This is a genomic window from Micromonospora sp. CNZ303, assembly GCF_004345505.1.
The window spans coordinates 222,862-237,525 of record NZ_SLVT01000010.1 but is presented as its reverse complement, the minus strand read 5'-3'; the positions used below and the strand labels follow the sequence as shown (position 1 = coordinate 237,525).

Here is a 14,664-nt window from a genome sequence, read left to right as displayed (position 1 = left end):
GGGCAGCGGGTCCGGCGTGCGCAGGGGTGACGCGCCGGACCCGCCCCGAGCTCACTGGTTGAGGACCTCGTTCTTGGCGCGGCTCTGCGCCTCGTTCAACGCCGCGTCGACGTCCTTGCTGGTGGACAGGATCGCCGAGTGTGTGTCTTTGAGAAGGTTCTGCAGGCCGGCGGTGTGCTTGGACACCGGGTTCTCCGGCTTGATCGAGCGGGTGGCGTAGGCGAAGGCGGACAGTTCGTCCTGCGGCACGCCGTCCAACCCGAGTAGGGTCCGGCTGACCGCGTCGGTGACCTGGGCCGGCGTGATGCCGATTCCGGCGAGGGCCTTGCCGGCTTCCTCGCCGGCCACGTATCGCAGGAACGCCTTGGCCGCGGCGACCTTCGACTTGCCGATCTTCGGGTTGATGCCGAGCCCGGTCGGATCGCCGAACGTCACCGGCGTGGCGGAGGTGCCGGTGGTGGACTTGTCGAACTGCGGCGCCGGGGCGATGCCCCACTCGAACTTGTCGGCGTCGCCGGTCGTGCGCTGCTGGAGCAGGGTGGCGATGTACCAGGTGCCCATCAGCAGCATCGCCGACTGCTGCTTGCCGAACTGCGCCTGGTAGGTGAGCTTGTTCGTGTTCGCGGTGCCGTACGTCGGCTGCGCGCCGGCCGCCTGCAGGTCGAGGGACCGCTGGTAGTACGGCTTGAGATAGGAGAAGTCACCGGAGAGCAGGTCCGCGCCCGGCGTCTGCGCGAGCGCGAACCCCTGCGTCGTGGACTGGAAGACGTGCTGGTAGGTGCCGGTCGCCCTGGCGCCGGCACCCTTGAGGCCGGTGGTCAGCGCCTTGGCCGCGGTGGCGTAGTCGTCCCAGGTCCAGCTGCCGTCCGGCGGATTCACCTTCGCCTTGGCGAACAGCTCCTTGTTATAGAACAGCACCCAGGAGTCCTGCCGGTACGGCACCGCGTAGGCCTTGCCCTCGACCTGGTAGGCGGCGGCCGAACTCACCCCGCTGAGGGCGGAGGAGGCGTCGGTCACGTCGAGCAGTTGGCCGCCGCTCTGGTAGGTGTAGAAGTTCTTCAGGTTCTTCAGCACGTACACGTCCGGGGCGGTGCCGGCGGCCAGGTCGGCGGTCATCTGGGTGTCGTAGTTGGTGGCGTCGTACTCCTTGAGTTCCACCGTCACGTTCGGGTGGCTCGCCTTGAAGCCGTCGGCGAGTGTCTTGAACTCCGGTGTGGACGTCAGGCTCCAACCCGCCAGGCTGATCGTCACAGGGGCGTTGGGGTAGGCCGGCTCGTCCTCGCCGCCACAGCCGGTGAGGACGAGTGTCAGCGCCGTCGCGGCACTGACGGCAACCGATATCACGCGCTTCATCCCTTACTCCTTAAGTCAGGGGCCTCGGATGGGCCCGGACTGCTACCAGGCCGCTGGACCGCGGTTGTGGCCCGCTCGGCGTCCAGTCGGGTCACCGTGCTCGCCCCGTCCGGCCAGCCGACCGCCACATCGAGACCGTCGGCGTCCTCGCCCAGCACGACCCGGCACGCCCGCCGCGTCGTGACCGCGCGGTTGCCGGACAACTCGGTGAGGACGACGACCCACGCACCGGGCCGGACCGGGTGGTCCACCCAGGGCACCACCAGCCCGCCGGCCAAAGGCCCACCGTCGGGAACCGCCGTGGCGCCGGCCGTGCCACCGCCGCGCACGCCCTCCAGCCGGCTCGTCAGGCCCGCGCCGGTCACGCTGACCACGCCGCCGCCGGAGGTTGCCGTCGCAGCACCGGCGAGGGCCCAGCCACCGACCCGCAGCCGCAACTTGGCGGCGTCGACGCCGCCGGCGAGGTCGTCGACGCGGACCAGGCGCAGCTCCCAGGGCCCGAGGACCAGCGAGTACACGGTGAGGTGCCCGGCCGGCGACGACGTGCCCGCGCGGCCACCGCCGTGGTCACGGTGACCCGGGTCCGGATCCACCCAGTGGGCGAGGGTGCGCGACCCGGCCGCACCCACGCCGTCGCCGTTGACGTGCACCGTCAGCAGGTGCATCCCGGTGCGATGGGTGGCCCGGCCCTCCTCATCGACGAGGGCGACGGACTGGTCGAGCGGGTTGACCCAGCCGCTCTCGTCGAGCACCGGACTGGTCGCGGTGGAGTAGCCGAGCCGGGCGTAGAGCGGCGAGTCACCGATGGCGGCGTCCTCGACGGCGTGGTCGGTGCCGTGGTTGATCACCCGGACGACGCCGTCGGCGCGGGTGGCCGAGACCAGCCAGCCGGGCGCGCGTACGGCCCGGACGGCGTCCCGCTGCTCGACCGGCAGCGGCTCCTCCGGTGTCGTCCACACCGGATGGTCCTCGGGCAGGGCGATGCCCAGTAGCCCCTTGCTGGCCCAGTACGGCGAGCCGGGTCCTGAGTACGCCTGGGCCAGCCGGGGCCACGGCCCGTGCCAGCCCGTGGTGAGCAGACCGCGGTCATCGAAGGCGCCGTGGTCGACGAAGTGCCGCACGATGCCGGTGGCCGCGCGGCGCAGCTGGCCGAGGCTGACCGACGGCACCCCCGCGACCGCGCCGACCCAGAACGGGGCCGCGGCCGCGAACCGGTAGATCAGGCTCCGCCCCTGCACCAACGGCGACCCGTCCGCGCCCACGAGCGCGACCGCGTCACGCAGGTACCGGTCGAGGCCGGCCAGATCCCGCTCACGGCGCCCCGCGGCCAGCTCCTCCGCGCCGGCCATCCGCGCCCACAACGTCGGATAGACGTGCAGCGCCCAGCCCACGTAGTGGTCGTAGGCGCGCTCGGGCCCGTCGGACATCCAGCCGTCGGCGCGGGCGAATCCGTCATGGGTGGCCAGGTCCTCCGCCATCTCGTCCAGGGAGTGCGGCCCGCCCACCGAGCGCAGGAACGTCTGCACGACCAGGCGGAACCAGACCCAGTTGATCCGCGGGTAGCTGGCGTCGCCGACCGCCGGGGCCAGGTAGTCCACCACCCGCTCCCGCACCTCGGGTGAGAGGCGGTCCCAGATCCACGGACGGGTCAGGTCGAGGACGAGCGCGAGGGAGGCGGCTTCGACCTTCGCCTGGGGGTGCTCGTCCAGCCGCACCCAGCGGTCCGCACACCTCGGGTCGGTACCGGCGGCGAGCCCCGCCGCGTACCAGTCGGCAAGCTCTTCGACACCCACCCCCCGCGCACCGGCGACCCGGAAACCCGCCAGCAGGAACGTCCGGGCGAACCCCTCCAGGCCGTCGACGGCCCGTCCGTAGCCGCCCTCCCGGCCAGGAACGACGACCAGAGCATGGCCGGGCGACGCGAACGGCCGGACGGCGGCGAGCATGCGATCAGCCAGCGCCAACCAGTCACCCCGGTTCCAGCTCCCGGCGGTGCTGGCATCCCGGCCCGGCGCGGACGCCAGCTCGCCGATCCCGCCAACCATCAGCCGCGGTCCCGTCGCATCGATCGCCTCCATGGGATGTGTCGGAGCCGGCGCGTCGCCCGCGCATGTGACGTTGAGGCGACGGCCAGGTTTCCGAAGTAAAACGTTCACAACGAAACAAGTCAATGCCCTTATCGAACCAGGACGAGCACATCCGATCAAAAGAGCACAGGTTGCGCGTCCGGCCTGGCGTGAGTCGCCCCTTGGCCGCCCGTTCACGGCGGACAGGGTCTGCAGAACGGCATCGACCGCTCCGTCTACACGGTGGTCGGCGGCGCCGGTCCGCCAGAAAACGCTCTGATACGGTCGTGACCGCTCACAGTCGCTCTACCTACGAGGAGCCATGGCCGCTGCTGACCGCTTCGCCGGCCCGCTCGCATCAGCCTGGCCGGATGCCGGTGCCGCCCGGCTCGAAGAGCTGCTCCTGCCCTCGGAGCTGGCCCTGCCGGTGCCCCCGGCGCTGCGGCGCGACGCCTGGGCCGAGCCACACGTGCACGGGCCCACGCTGGCCGGCCTCCGGGCGTCCGCCGAACGCGACCGGGCCACCCCGTGGCCGACCCCGCTGGCCAGCCAATACGCCCGATACCACCGGAACGGCGACCGCGACACGTACGAGCAGCGGGTCTTCGCCCGGCAGCGGCGGCTCACCCGAGCCGCCGTCGTCGCCGCCGTCATCCTCGACGACGGCTGGCTCGACGAGGTCGTCGACGGGGTGACACTGCTGTGCGAGCAGAGCAGCTGGTGCTGGCCCGCCCACGACGACACCCACACCGTGCACGGCGCCGTGCTGCCCACCGTGACCGACCCGTACCTCGACCTCGGCGCCGGCGAGGTCGCCGCGCAGCTGGCCTGGATCGACCACCTGCTCGGCGAGCCGCTCGACGCGTACGCGCCCGGCCTGCGCGCCCGCGTCCGCCACGAGGTCGACCGGCGCGTGCTGACCCCGTTCACCGCCCGCCGCGACTGGCACTGGCTCGGTCTCGACGGCGACGTGCACAACTGGAACCCGTGGATCCACGGCAACGTCCTCGTCGCCGCGCTGCGCCTGGTCGACGACCAGACCCGGCGGGCCGCGCTGGTCGACCTGGTCGTCGAAGGACTCGACCGGTACGTGGCGGCGCTGCCCGCCGACGGCGCCGTCGACGAGGGCTACGAGTACTGGTGGAACGGCGCGTGCCGGGCGCTGGAGGCGCTCGACATCCTGGCCCACGCCACGGGCGGCGCGCTGGACGGCGTACCCGGTGACGCGCTGCGCCACACCGTCGCCTTCCCGCACCGCGTGCACCTGGGCGGCCCCTGGTGCCTCAACCACGCGGACGGCGCCGCCCGGCCGGCCACCAACCAGCCCTGGCACGCCCTGCACCGCGCCGCCCGCCGCGTCGGCGACCGGGACGCGCAGGCCCACGCCGCTGCCCACCGCCGCCCCGCCGCACCGGTCGCCGGCGCCGAGCAGGGCCTGGGACGGCTGCTGCGGGCGCTGACCGACCCCGACTGGGTCCGCGCCGCACCCGGCGTGTCGCCGCTACCGCGCGACGTGTGGCTGCCCTCCACCCAGGTCATGCTCGCCCGGCGCGCGGCCGGCAGCGCGGCGGGCCTGACCCTCGCGGTGAAGGGCGGCCACAACGGCGAGCACCACAACCACAACGACGTCGGCAGCGTCGTGGTCGCTCTCAACGCGGTGCCGGTGCTCGTCGACGCCGGCCGCCCCACCTACACGGCGCAGACGTTCGGTCCGGACCGGTACGGCATCTGGACCATGCGGAGCACCTGGCACAACGTCCCGCACGTCCGCGCCACCGGCCAGTCACCCGGCCGGGCCTTCGCCGCCCGCGACGTCACCCACGCCACCGACGACACCAGGGCCGAGGCCACCATGGACCTCGCCGCCGCGTACCCGCGCCCGGACCTGCGGCACTGGTGGCGCACCGCCAGGCTGGAACGGCACCGCGGACGCGTCGTGGTCGTCGACGCCTGGGAACTCGACCCGGCCACCGAGCCGCCGCCGACCCACGTTCACCTGCTCGTCGCCGGCCAGGTGCGGCTCGGCGGCGGCCGCGCCGAGGTCACCGCGCTCGACGGTGCCGGGCGGGTCGGGCTCACCTGGCGCCCGGCGTCCGCCCCCTGCGCCGCGACGGTACGCCCGGTCGAGGACCCTATGCTCTTCGACGTGTGGGGGGCGCGGCTGCACCGGCTCGCGATCGACGTCACCGCGTTCGGACCAGCCGGCGAGCTCGTCCTCACCGTGGAGGAGCTCGCGCCGCACGAAGCGTTCCTCGGAGGTGCCCCATGACCAAGGACAGTCCCGCCGCCGGCCCGGCGGAGGCCCGCGGACCGCTGCAGGTCGCCCGCCGCCAGCAACTGCTGGAGGCACTGCAACGCGACGGGGCGATGCGCGTCTCCGACCTGTCCCACGCGCTCGGCGCCGCGCCCGTCACCATCCGCCGCGACATCGCCCAGCTCGCCGCCGAAGGTCTGGTCAGCCGGGTCCACGGCGGGGTCGCGCTGATCACGCCGGAGGACGCCCCGACCGCCGACGAGGCACCCGGCGCGGGCCTCGACGCGCTGGACGGGCGCACCCTCGGCATGCTGGTGCCCTCGCTGGACTACTACTGGCCGGACGTGGCTCGCGGCGCCGAGGAGGTCGCCCGCGAACTCGACATGCGCGTGGTGCTGCGCGGCTCCTCGTACGACACCGAGGACGACAAGCCCCAGCTCGCCCGGCTCGTGGAACGGATGGCTGTCGACGGCCTGATCATCGCGCCGCGGATGGACGCGCCCACCTCCGCGCGCACGATCGAGTGGCTCGACCAGCTCGGCTTCCCCGTCGTCCTGCTGGAACGCACGGCCACGGTGGGCAGCCACCACGCCGTGATGGAGTCGGTGGTCACCGACCACGCGCTCGGCGCGGCCATGGCGGTGCGGCACCTCACCTCCCTCGGGCACCGCAAGGTCGGCCTCGTGGTCGCCGCCAACAGCCCCACCAGCCGGCACGTGCGGCGCGGCTGGCTCGACGCCATGGCGGAGTGCGGCCTGGACCCGGACGCCACCATCGCGGCCGCAGTGCCGGACGCCCGCGCACCGGAGCGTGACGCCGCGCTCGACGCCGTCCTCCACCAGTGTCAGCTGACCGGCACCAGCGCGCTGCTGGTGCACGCCGACCCGGAGGCGATCGCGCTGGTGCAGCACTGCGAGGAGCGGCACCTGGCGGTGCCCGGCGATCTCTCCATCGTGGCGTACGACGACGAGGTCGCCGAGCTCTTCAGCCCACCGCTGACCGCGGTCCGGCCGCCCCGGCGCTCCATCGGCCGCGCCGCCGTGCGCCTGGTCGCCGACCGGCTCACCGACCCCGAGCGCCCCGCACACCGGGTCGTCATCAGCCCGTCCCTGCGGGTACGCGATTCGACCGCCCCGCCGCGCGCCTGAGGTGCGGCCCGGGCCGGGCCGCACCTCAGGCGCCGCCCAGACACCGGTCGGCGTCGGGGCGGCGCCTCGCTCGGCAGCGCGGTGTGGTCCAGCCGGCCCCGCCGAGCGGCGGCCGGACCGCCGGGCTGTCTGGTGCTGCGGAGGCGAGGACCGCGTCGGTACGGCGGTCCGTGGTCAGGTCGAGACGATCGTCAGACGCCCGTGCGCGACCACTGCTGGTTGGTGCCGGTGTTGCAGGTGTACTGCTTGAGGACCACGCCGTCGGCGGTCGACGCGGCCGGCACGTCCACGCACTTGCTGCTGTGTCGTGCCCGGAGCTGGAAGTAGCTGCCGTTGGCGACCATCTGGAACTGCTGGTTGGTGCCGGTGCCACAGGTGTACTGGACGAGCTCGGCGCCGTCGGCGGTGGAGGCGCTCACCACGTCGAGGCACTTACCGCTGTGCCGGCTGACGAGGCGCCAGTAACCGCTGCCGGCGTCCTGGAACTGCCACTGCTGCCAGGCGTTGCCGTTGTAGGTGTACTGGCCCACACGCGCGCCGTTGTCGGTGTTCGGCGACTGGACGTCCATGGCCTTGCCGCTGTGCCGCACGGTGACCCGGTAGTACGACGCCGGCGGCGTGGGACCGCCGACGGTGTCGCCCCAGGCGTACCGGATGCGCTCGGCGCCGGAGGCGTTACGAATGGTGAGGTTGAGGTCGGTGCCGCTGCCGCTGAGCGAGAACATCGAGTAGCCGTCGTACCCGAGGTTTCCGGTCGGCTTGCCGCCGAGCGCGGGCCAGTAGGTGCCGCCCATCTGGTTGTCGCGCATGACCTGGGCCATGGCGCGGATGTGGCGTACGAAGTTGTCGGTGCTGTTCGCGTCGCCGTAGTTGAGGCCGGTGTGCATGGCCGCGCCGAACTCGGTGGCGACCGCGCGGGACGCGCAGTTGCCGAGGCGGGTCTGGATGTGGCTGCGGAAGGCGTCGTAGGTCATCGGGCTGTAGAAGAAGGCGTAGTGGTGGAAGGAGAGCAGCGTCGAGTTGAAGCGGGTGTCGTTGCAGACGTCGCGCAGGTCCTGGCTGTAGCCGGTGCCGCCGATGAGCACCCGGCCGGGCACCGCCGAGTAGTGGTGGCTGAGCCAGTCGGCCGCGACGTTGCGCCACTCCGCCGAGCTGTAGCCGTGTGGCTCGTTCATCGGCTCGAAGTAGACGTTGGTGTTCGAGCCGTACGTGTTGGTCACCGTGGACCACATCGTGTTCCACGCCGACAGGTTCGTGATCCTGCCGCCGGAGGCGGCGCCGTCCTCCCAGTAGGCGAGGATGACCTTGAAGCCGCGTTCGGCGGCGGCGTCGATGGCGCCCCGGTAGGCGTTCCACCACGCCGTCCCCACCGTGTGGGTGTTGATGGGCAGCCGGACGGTGTTCACCCCCATGGTGGACGCCATGTCGTCGTAGAGCGCGTTGGCCTTGGCGCGCACTGTCGCGTTGCTGTCGGACGAGCTCAGGCCCTGCACGACAAGTGGACCGGTGCTGAAGTTGTCACCCAGCACGGCCCAGTTCATGCCGCGGAACTGGCGGGTGGCGGCGGTGGCCGGCGACGACGTGACGACGACGCCGCCGACCATCGCTGTCACCGCGGCCACCAGGGCGATCAGCAGCCGACGAACCGGCCGGGTGCGCCACGACGGCCCTGATCCGTAACCGTCAGACGGCGTGGTCCGTGCCGTGAAGTGTCCCATCACTGGATCTGACCTCTCTGGGTTCGGACATCGGACTGATGTCGTCTCGGCTACATCGGTAACGGAACCGCCAACGGGACACCAGCATTCGAACCCACACGTTCAGGAACATTCGGATTCGAACACGGGGTCGGGATGTCAGGACGTCCGGCGGAACGTGGCGTCGGCGCGGTCGGTGTCGGTGCTGATCACGTCGATCCGTAGCGTGTAGTTGCTGTGCCTGACGTACCGGTCGGGGAAGTTGTACGACTGGAACGACGACCACGACGAGTTCGCCAGCCCGGCCACCTGACGAAAGGTGGCGTCCTGCCTGAACGTCGTCGAGCCGTTGTTCGGATCGAGTACCAGCACATAGTTGTTGTGCCGCAGGTAGTGGCCGGGGAAGTTCACCGACTCGAACGACACGTACCCGGATCCGCTGTTCGCCAGCCCGGCAACCACCCGGAACTGCCCGTCCAGCGCGGGGGCGACGTTCGGGTCGATCCGGACCGCGTGGTTCTGGTGCCGCACGTAACGGTCCTGGAAGTTGAACGACTGCAAGCGTTGGACGGGCACCGCGCCCGGGTTGTTGAGTTCGCCGGACGGACCGGCCAGGACCGTTGAGGTGGAGACGGGGACGCCGAGGTGGGGCGTGCCGTCCGGGTTCCAGGAGATTCGCTGCGCGCGGCTGGTGCGGGTGGTCCCGCAGCCTTGGGAGGACGAGGAGTTGGCGTGGTAGACGATCCAGTCCTCCGTGCCGTCGGGCGAGGTGAAGAAGGAGTGGTGGGCGGGACCGTACACGCCGTTGGTGTCGTTGCGTTGGAAGAGCGGGTTGGTGAGTTTGGTCCACGAGGTGCGGCTCAGCGGGTTGGAGCCGGTCAGTTCGAGTGCTCCGATCTTGTAGTCGGGTGTGCCGCAGTAGCTGGCCGAGTAGGTGAGGAATGTGCGGCCGGCGCGTTGCAACGGGTAGGGGCCTTCGTTGACGGGGTTGCCCTGGCGCTCCCATGAAAAAGTGGGCTCAGAGATCAGCGTCCCCAACGACGCGGGCGTCCACGGGTTGGTCAGCCGCGTGATGTACAGGCTCTGCAGGCCGCCGTTTTCGAACCCGGAGTTGTTGTTGAACGCGGAGAACACGAAGTAGTTCACTCCGCTGACCGTCATGACGCTGCCGTCGATCGACCAGCCGTTGTTCGGCATCAGAGTGAGCGGGCCCCGATAGGTGTAGGGACCCATCGGATCGGTTCCCGCGCTCTCCAGCACATGCTGACGCTGCCCGCCGCAGCACGCGCTCGGGCCGGCCGAGTAGTAGAGGTACCAACGCTGCCCGTTCGGGCCGTTGAGCAGGTGCATGCTCGGCGCCCACATGTTCGACGTCGCGTTCGGCTGCGACATCGTGAACACCCGGGTCTCCGGCGCGGTGCGCAGGCCACCAAGGGTCGGCGCCTTACGGATGTAGATGTTCCCTGTCCAGGTGGTGGCCGTGTAGTAGTAGTTGCCGTTGTAGTAGCCGAGCCACGGGTCGGCACTGTTGGGCGTACCGACGACGGGATTCTGGAAGGACGCGCCAGGGGCGGCGCTGCTCGGGGTGGATACGGCGCCCATGCCGACGCTGAGCAGGACGGCTGCGACCAATGCGATGACGGTGGATCGTGTACGTGCGAGCATGAGGCGAGTCCTTTCGACGGCCGTGTTTCCGACGTGACGAGGTGACGTCGCATCGAGCCATCTGGTGTATCGGCGCTTGCGAGCCGACGGATGACTCCGGACGAGTCAGTTCACATGGGGATCGCCGTGCCGTGGCGGCAGCCGGAGCAGCCCACCAGGCTCAAGCCGGTCCACGAGGTGAGGTTCGCGCTCGTCGCCGTCCAGATACCACCGTTTGTGTACCTGTCGACGTAGATCCGGTACTGCCCGTTGTCCAGCCGCACCAGTGACGGCCCCTCGTAGCCGGCGCTCCACAGGGTGCCTTGACGGGTCCAGCCGCTGGTCAGGCTGCTACTCGTCCATCGCTCGATGTACTTCGTGCTCTCGTTCTTCGTGAAGGCGTGGTAGGTGCTGCCGGACTTCACGACGTACGTGTCGATGTAGTTGTAGCCCAGGCCGCTCATCTGCTGCGGGCCACTCCACGACGTGAGGCCAGAGTTCTGCGCGGTGTAGACGTATGGCCGAAAGCCGCTCGGGTTCGTGGTCTGGCGGACACTCACGATGACCCGGACGGTGCCACCCTCGACGTAGAACTCCGGTGCCCACACGTTCTGAGTGCTGGAGATGCCCGACGGCACGGTGGCGATGTTCGTCCAGGTCCGCAGGTCTGTGCTGCGCGCGACGGCGAAGTAGGTCGAGTTCGTCGTCCAGGACTGCCACGTGTACGCGACGTAGTAGGTGCCATCGCGCTTGATGATGCTCGGGTCCCGGAGCACGCCGGTCGGGCCTCGGAAGTTCGTGTCGTGGAGGACGCTGTAACTCGTTCCCCCGTTGGTGGACTGATAGACCCACAACTCCTGGTCCGCCGCCCCGTCACCCTTGAAAGTCGTGTAGATCAGTGTGGTGGCCGCCGAGGCGGGCTGCGGGGCCGCCAGGCCACCGAGAATGAACGCGAGGACGCCGACCATCGCAACGAGCGGGCGGCATGCACCCTTCCGTTCCTTCCGAAATCTCATGTTGTCTCCTCACTCTCGGGCGAACGGGCGGGCCTTGATGTCGCCCTGCCGGAACTTCGTCCGGCGGAAGCTGCCCAGGGGCCGGGTTCAGCTGGTGACGCGGAAGGTGGCGTCGGTACGGCCCTGCGCGTCGGTGATCGGATCGAGTCGGAGCAGGTAGTTGGAGTGCCGGATGTAGCGGTCCGGGTGGCTGTGGGACCGGAACGACGTCCAGGAGGAGTTGGCGAGGCCGGCGACCTGCTGGAAGGTGGCGTCGGCGGCGAAGACGGCGGTGCCGTCGTTGGCTTCCAGGCGGAAGTCGAACCCGTAGTGGCGCAGGTAGTAGCCGGGGAAGTTGACCGACTGGATGGACACCGTGCCGGAGCCGGCCAGGCCGGGTACCAGCCGCCACTGGCCGTCCTGGGCGGGGCTGACGTTCGGGTCGATGCGGGCGTCGTAGTCGGCGTGCCGCACGTACCGGTCCGGGAAGTTGTACGACTGGATCCGGCTGGCCGCGGTGGTGCCCCAGCGGGCGAGCACGCGGCTCTGCTCAGCGGCGGTCAGGTTGAGGATCGAACCGTGCCGCTTCCTGGTGCCGCCCATGGCGTACGAGCCGGACGCCGGCAGCCGGAAGCCGCCGGGGTTCGACGGGTTGGTGGTCAGAACGGGCAGGTAGCCGCGCCCGGACGCGTACTGGTCAAGGTAGAGCACCCACTCGTCGCGGTTGTTGAACTTCAGCCACATCGGACCCTCGACCTGGGAGCCGGTCAGCCCGAGGCCGGACAAGTTCCCGAGGTTTGTCCAGGTGCCGAGGATGGAGTTGCTGCCTTCGACGGTGATCTGGCCGTCCCGGGAGGCCCGGACGTAGCGGTAGGCGCCGACGCCGGCCGGCACCTCGACGATCTGGGTGTCGATGATCTCCTGGCTGCCGGGCCGGTCGATGTAGATCTGCGGGGCCGTGATGCTGCGGAAGTTCGCCGTGCGCGCGGAGTAGACGCGATGCTTGGTCGTCCCGTTGAGCGGGACGTTCGTCGACCAGTAGAGGACGTAGTCGCCGGTGGTCGGGTTCCAGATCGCCTCCGGAGCCCAGGCGTTTCGTCCGTCCGGGATCGCTCCGGCGACGTTCAGCAGCCACGGCGCCGACCAGTTGACCAGGTCGGTGGACTCCCACACGACGAGGCTACGGCTGCCGTTGTTGATCGCGGTCGACCAGTCCTGGCCGCAACCGATGCACAGGTCCGTGGCGACGATCCAGTACCGGTCGCCGGCGGGCGAGCGGACCAGAGCGGGGTCGCGGACGCCACGGGTGCCGACGGTGGAACGCAGCACGAGCCCACCGTTGTTGAGGTCCGTCCAGCGCAGGCCGTCGGTGCTGTGGGCGAGATAGATCTGCTGTTCGGTCGACGACTCGCCGGTGAAGTGTGCCATCAGGTAGCCGACGGTCGGGTCGAGCGCGGCCGCCTCCTTCGGCGTCGCCACCGACCAGGTGGTGAACAGCAGGCACGCGGCGACCGACACCGCGCCCAGCCGGGCAAGGACTCTCGACATGGGTATCTCTCCTTCGCGGAGGGGCGTTCAAGTCAGCTAGAGGGTCGGTACGACGGGGCGGATGGTGCCGTCGGCGTCGAACTCCATCCGGTCGACGGCGGTCTCGCGGTTGGTGCCGTTGCCGGCCGGCACGGCGAACCGGTGGTAGGCGATGTACCAGGTGTCGCTGTCGGGTGCGCGGACCACGGAGTGGTGACCGGTGCCCTTGATGCCGACCTCGAGCCGTTTCTGTAGCACCACGCCGCGCCTGGTCCACGGCCCGAGGGGCGAGGAGCCGGTGGCGTACGCGACCCGGTAGTCCTCGCTGCGCGTGTCGTTCTCCGACCACATGAAGTAATATCGGCCGTTGCGCTTGAACACGAACGGCGCCTCGTTGTAGCCGGACGGCGTGATGACCCGCGCCTGCGCCGCGTCGAAGGAGACCATGTCGGTGTTCAGCGGCACCGCCCGCGCGACGCCCTGTCCCCAGTACAGGTAGGACCGGCCGTCGTCGTCGGTGAACACCATCGGGTCGATCGCCTGTCCACCGGAGAACTGGTCGCTACGGATGAGCGGTCGGCCCAGCGCGTCGCGGAACGGCCCGGCGGGGCTGTCGGCCACGGCCACGCCGAGCTGTTTGGCGGTGTTGCCGCTGGCCGCGCCGCCGCTGAAGTAGAGGTAGTAGCGGCCGTTGGCGCTGGCCACCGCCGGCGCCCAGGCCGAGTTGTCCGCCCAGGACACGTCCGGGCCGTGGTCGAGGGTGACGCCGTGGTCGGTCCAGTTGACCAGGTCGGTGGAGGAGAACGCCTTGTAGTAGGTGCCGGCCCAACTCGCGTAGCCGTCGGTGGTCGGGTACAGGTAATAGCGCCCGTCGAATGCGGTGATGTGCGGGTCGGCGAAGAGGCCCGGGATCACCGGACCCCTGGTCGTCCTGGGCGCCCACGGTGCGACGAGACGGAAGGAGCTGTCCGCCCGGAACGCGGCCGTGTCCTGGTAGGTGTCGAGCCAGAGCGCGAAGTCGCGGTGCCGGATCCGCCGGCTCGGGTAGTTGTACGAGGTGAGCGCCACTGATCCGGCGACCGAGCCGTCCACCGCGCAGAAGGTGGCGTCGGCCCGGAAGGTGGCGTCGCCGGTGTTGGAATCGACCCGGAGCCGGTAGTCGCGGTGCCGCAGGAACGAGCCGGTCTTGGTCTGGAACGAGTGGCAGGTCGGGGACGCCAGACCGTTGACCACGGTGAAGGTGGCATCCAGCTTGGTCTGGTTGGCGCTGCTGGAGGTGACCGGACCGAGCTGACCGAGATGGTCGACGTGCCGCATGTACCGTCCGGCCTGGTTGACCGATTCCAGCGAACGGGTGCCGGCCGGCAGCGTGGCGGCATGTGCCGGCCCGTCGACGACCACCACGAGAGCGGCGGTGGCCACGGCGGAGAGCACGAGGAGTGAACGTAAACGCATCATCGATGCTCCCGACAGTCGGCTGGAAGCGGTGCGGTCTAGTCGAAGCGCCACAGGTGGTCGTTGGTGTCGATGTCGCCCCGGCTGACGATCTGGGCGCGCCGTCCGCCGTGGACGCGCCGGTGACACCGAGGACCCGGCCACCGTCGCCCCGCCGGATGCGGTGGTGGCCGTTGGTCCCGTGGCCCGGCCACCACCGGTGGTCGGGCCTGCCGGTGTCCCCGAACTGCCGGGCCGCTGGATCGTTCGGCGGTGCGGCGGGTCCGGTGGGCATACCGGCGGCCGAAGCCGCTGCTATTCGCCGTGCGACCACGGTCACGATCTCCCCTCCGGCATGTCCCTGTCTATGAGAGCGTTAACAATCTTGAATCACGCGTAGCCCGACGGGATCACAGTTCTGTGGTGGGCGACGTGCCGCACCGGCAGCTCCGGCACGTCACGCTGGGGCAGGAACAGGTGTTCCGTTCGTTGTGATCGCGTTGCGGGCAAGTGTTAGCGATTCGCATCTTGAGTGTCAAGGAATCG

9 protein-coding genes are annotated in these 14,664 nt (G+C 70.3%); 2 read left to right on the top strand and 7 right to left on the bottom strand.

The annotated features are described in order from the left end of the window. Positions 1-51 precede the first annotated feature (51 nt). Entirely contained in the window at positions 52-1,353 is a 1,302-nt protein-coding gene (locus tag EV374_RS18050; protein WP_132236831.1) for an extracellular solute-binding protein, read from the bottom strand. Next, on the bottom strand, positions 1,350-3,398 hold the full coding sequence (locus EV374_RS18045; RefSeq protein WP_132236917.1) for a DUF2264 domain-containing protein: 2,049 nt from the start codon (positions 3,396-3,398) through the stop codon (positions 1,350-1,352). The genes EV374_RS18050 and EV374_RS18045 overlap by 4 nt, the downstream gene beginning before the upstream one ends. Positions 3,399-3,741: 343 nt before the next feature. Between EV374_RS18045 and EV374_RS18040 the strand changes: the two genes are divergently transcribed. After that, positions 3,742-5,688, top strand: a complete 1,947-nt coding sequence (locus EV374_RS18040; protein WP_132236829.1) for a heparinase II/III family protein — start codon at positions 3,742-3,744, stop codon at positions 5,686-5,688. Next, positions 5,685-6,821, top strand: coding sequence for a substrate-binding domain-containing protein (locus tag EV374_RS18035; RefSeq protein ID WP_132236827.1), 1,137 nt, complete (start codon positions 5,685-5,687; stop codon positions 6,819-6,821). Before EV374_RS18040 ends, EV374_RS18035 begins: the two co-directional genes overlap by 4 nt. Positions 6,822-7,012: 191 nt before the next feature. Here the strand turns inward: EV374_RS18035 and EV374_RS18030 are convergent, their stop codons facing one another. The 5 genes from EV374_RS18030 to EV374_RS18010 form a co-directional block, all read right to left on the bottom strand. Continuing rightward, positions 7,013-8,425 carry an RICIN domain-containing protein gene (locus tag EV374_RS18030; protein ID WP_486485829.1) on the bottom strand — a complete coding sequence of 471 codons (1,413 nt, stop codon included), beginning with the start codon at positions 8,423-8,425 and terminating at the stop codon, positions 7,013-7,015. Between the two features lie 252 nt (positions 8,426-8,677). After that, complete coding sequence (locus tag EV374_RS33500) at positions 8,678-10,150, bottom strand: family 43 glycosylhydrolase (protein WP_486485819.1); 1,473 nt, start codon at positions 10,148-10,150, stop codon at positions 8,678-8,680. Positions 10,151-10,293: 143 nt separating this feature from the next. Then, on the bottom strand, positions 10,294-11,178 hold the full coding sequence (locus EV374_RS18020; RefSeq protein WP_486485818.1) for a glycoside hydrolase family 43 protein: 885 nt from the start codon (positions 11,176-11,178) through the stop codon (positions 10,294-10,296). An 87-nt stretch (positions 11,179-11,265) separates the two neighbouring features. Next, positions 11,266-12,705, bottom strand: a complete 1,440-nt coding sequence (locus EV374_RS18015; RefSeq protein WP_132236823.1) for a glycoside hydrolase family 43 protein — start codon at positions 12,703-12,705, stop codon at positions 11,266-11,268. A gap of 36 nt (positions 12,706-12,741) precedes the next feature. After that, entirely contained in the window at positions 12,742-14,142 is a 1,401-nt protein-coding gene (locus EV374_RS18010; protein WP_132236821.1) for a family 43 glycosylhydrolase, read from the bottom strand. Positions 14,143-14,664: the final 522 nt, after the last annotated feature.

What these genes read in the sequence shown, in the direction of transcription:
- EV374_RS18050 (WP_132236831.1), bottom strand. Translation starts at nt 1,353, where the DNA reads ATGAAGCGCGTGATATCGGTTGCCGTCAGTGCCGCGACGGCGCTGACA.
- EV374_RS18045 (WP_132236917.1), bottom strand. Translation starts at nt 3,398, where the DNA reads ATGGTTGGCGGGATCGGCGAGCTGGCGTCCGCGCCGGGCCGGGATGCC.
- EV374_RS18040 (WP_132236829.1), top strand. Translation starts at nt 3,742, where the DNA reads ATGGCCGCTGCTGACCGCTTCGCCGGCCCGCTCGCATCAGCCTGGCCG.
- EV374_RS18035 (WP_132236827.1), top strand. Translation starts at nt 5,685, where the DNA reads ATGACCAAGGACAGTCCCGCCGCCGGCCCGGCGGAGGCCCGCGGACCG.
- EV374_RS18030 (WP_486485829.1), bottom strand. Translation starts at nt 8,425, where the DNA reads ATGGTCGGCGGCGTCGTCGTCACGTCGTCGCCGGCCACCGCCGCCACC.
- EV374_RS18020 (WP_486485818.1), bottom strand. Translation starts at nt 11,178, where the DNA reads ATGAGATTTCGGAAGGAACGGAAGGGTGCATGCCGCCCGCTCGTTGCG.
- EV374_RS18015 (WP_132236823.1), bottom strand. Translation starts at nt 12,705, where the DNA reads ATGTCGAGAGTCCTTGCCCGGCTGGGCGCGGTGTCGGTCGCCGCGTGC.
- EV374_RS18010 (WP_132236821.1), bottom strand. Translation starts at nt 14,142, where the DNA reads ATGATGCGTTTACGTTCACTCCTCGTGCTCTCCGCCGTGGCCACCGCC.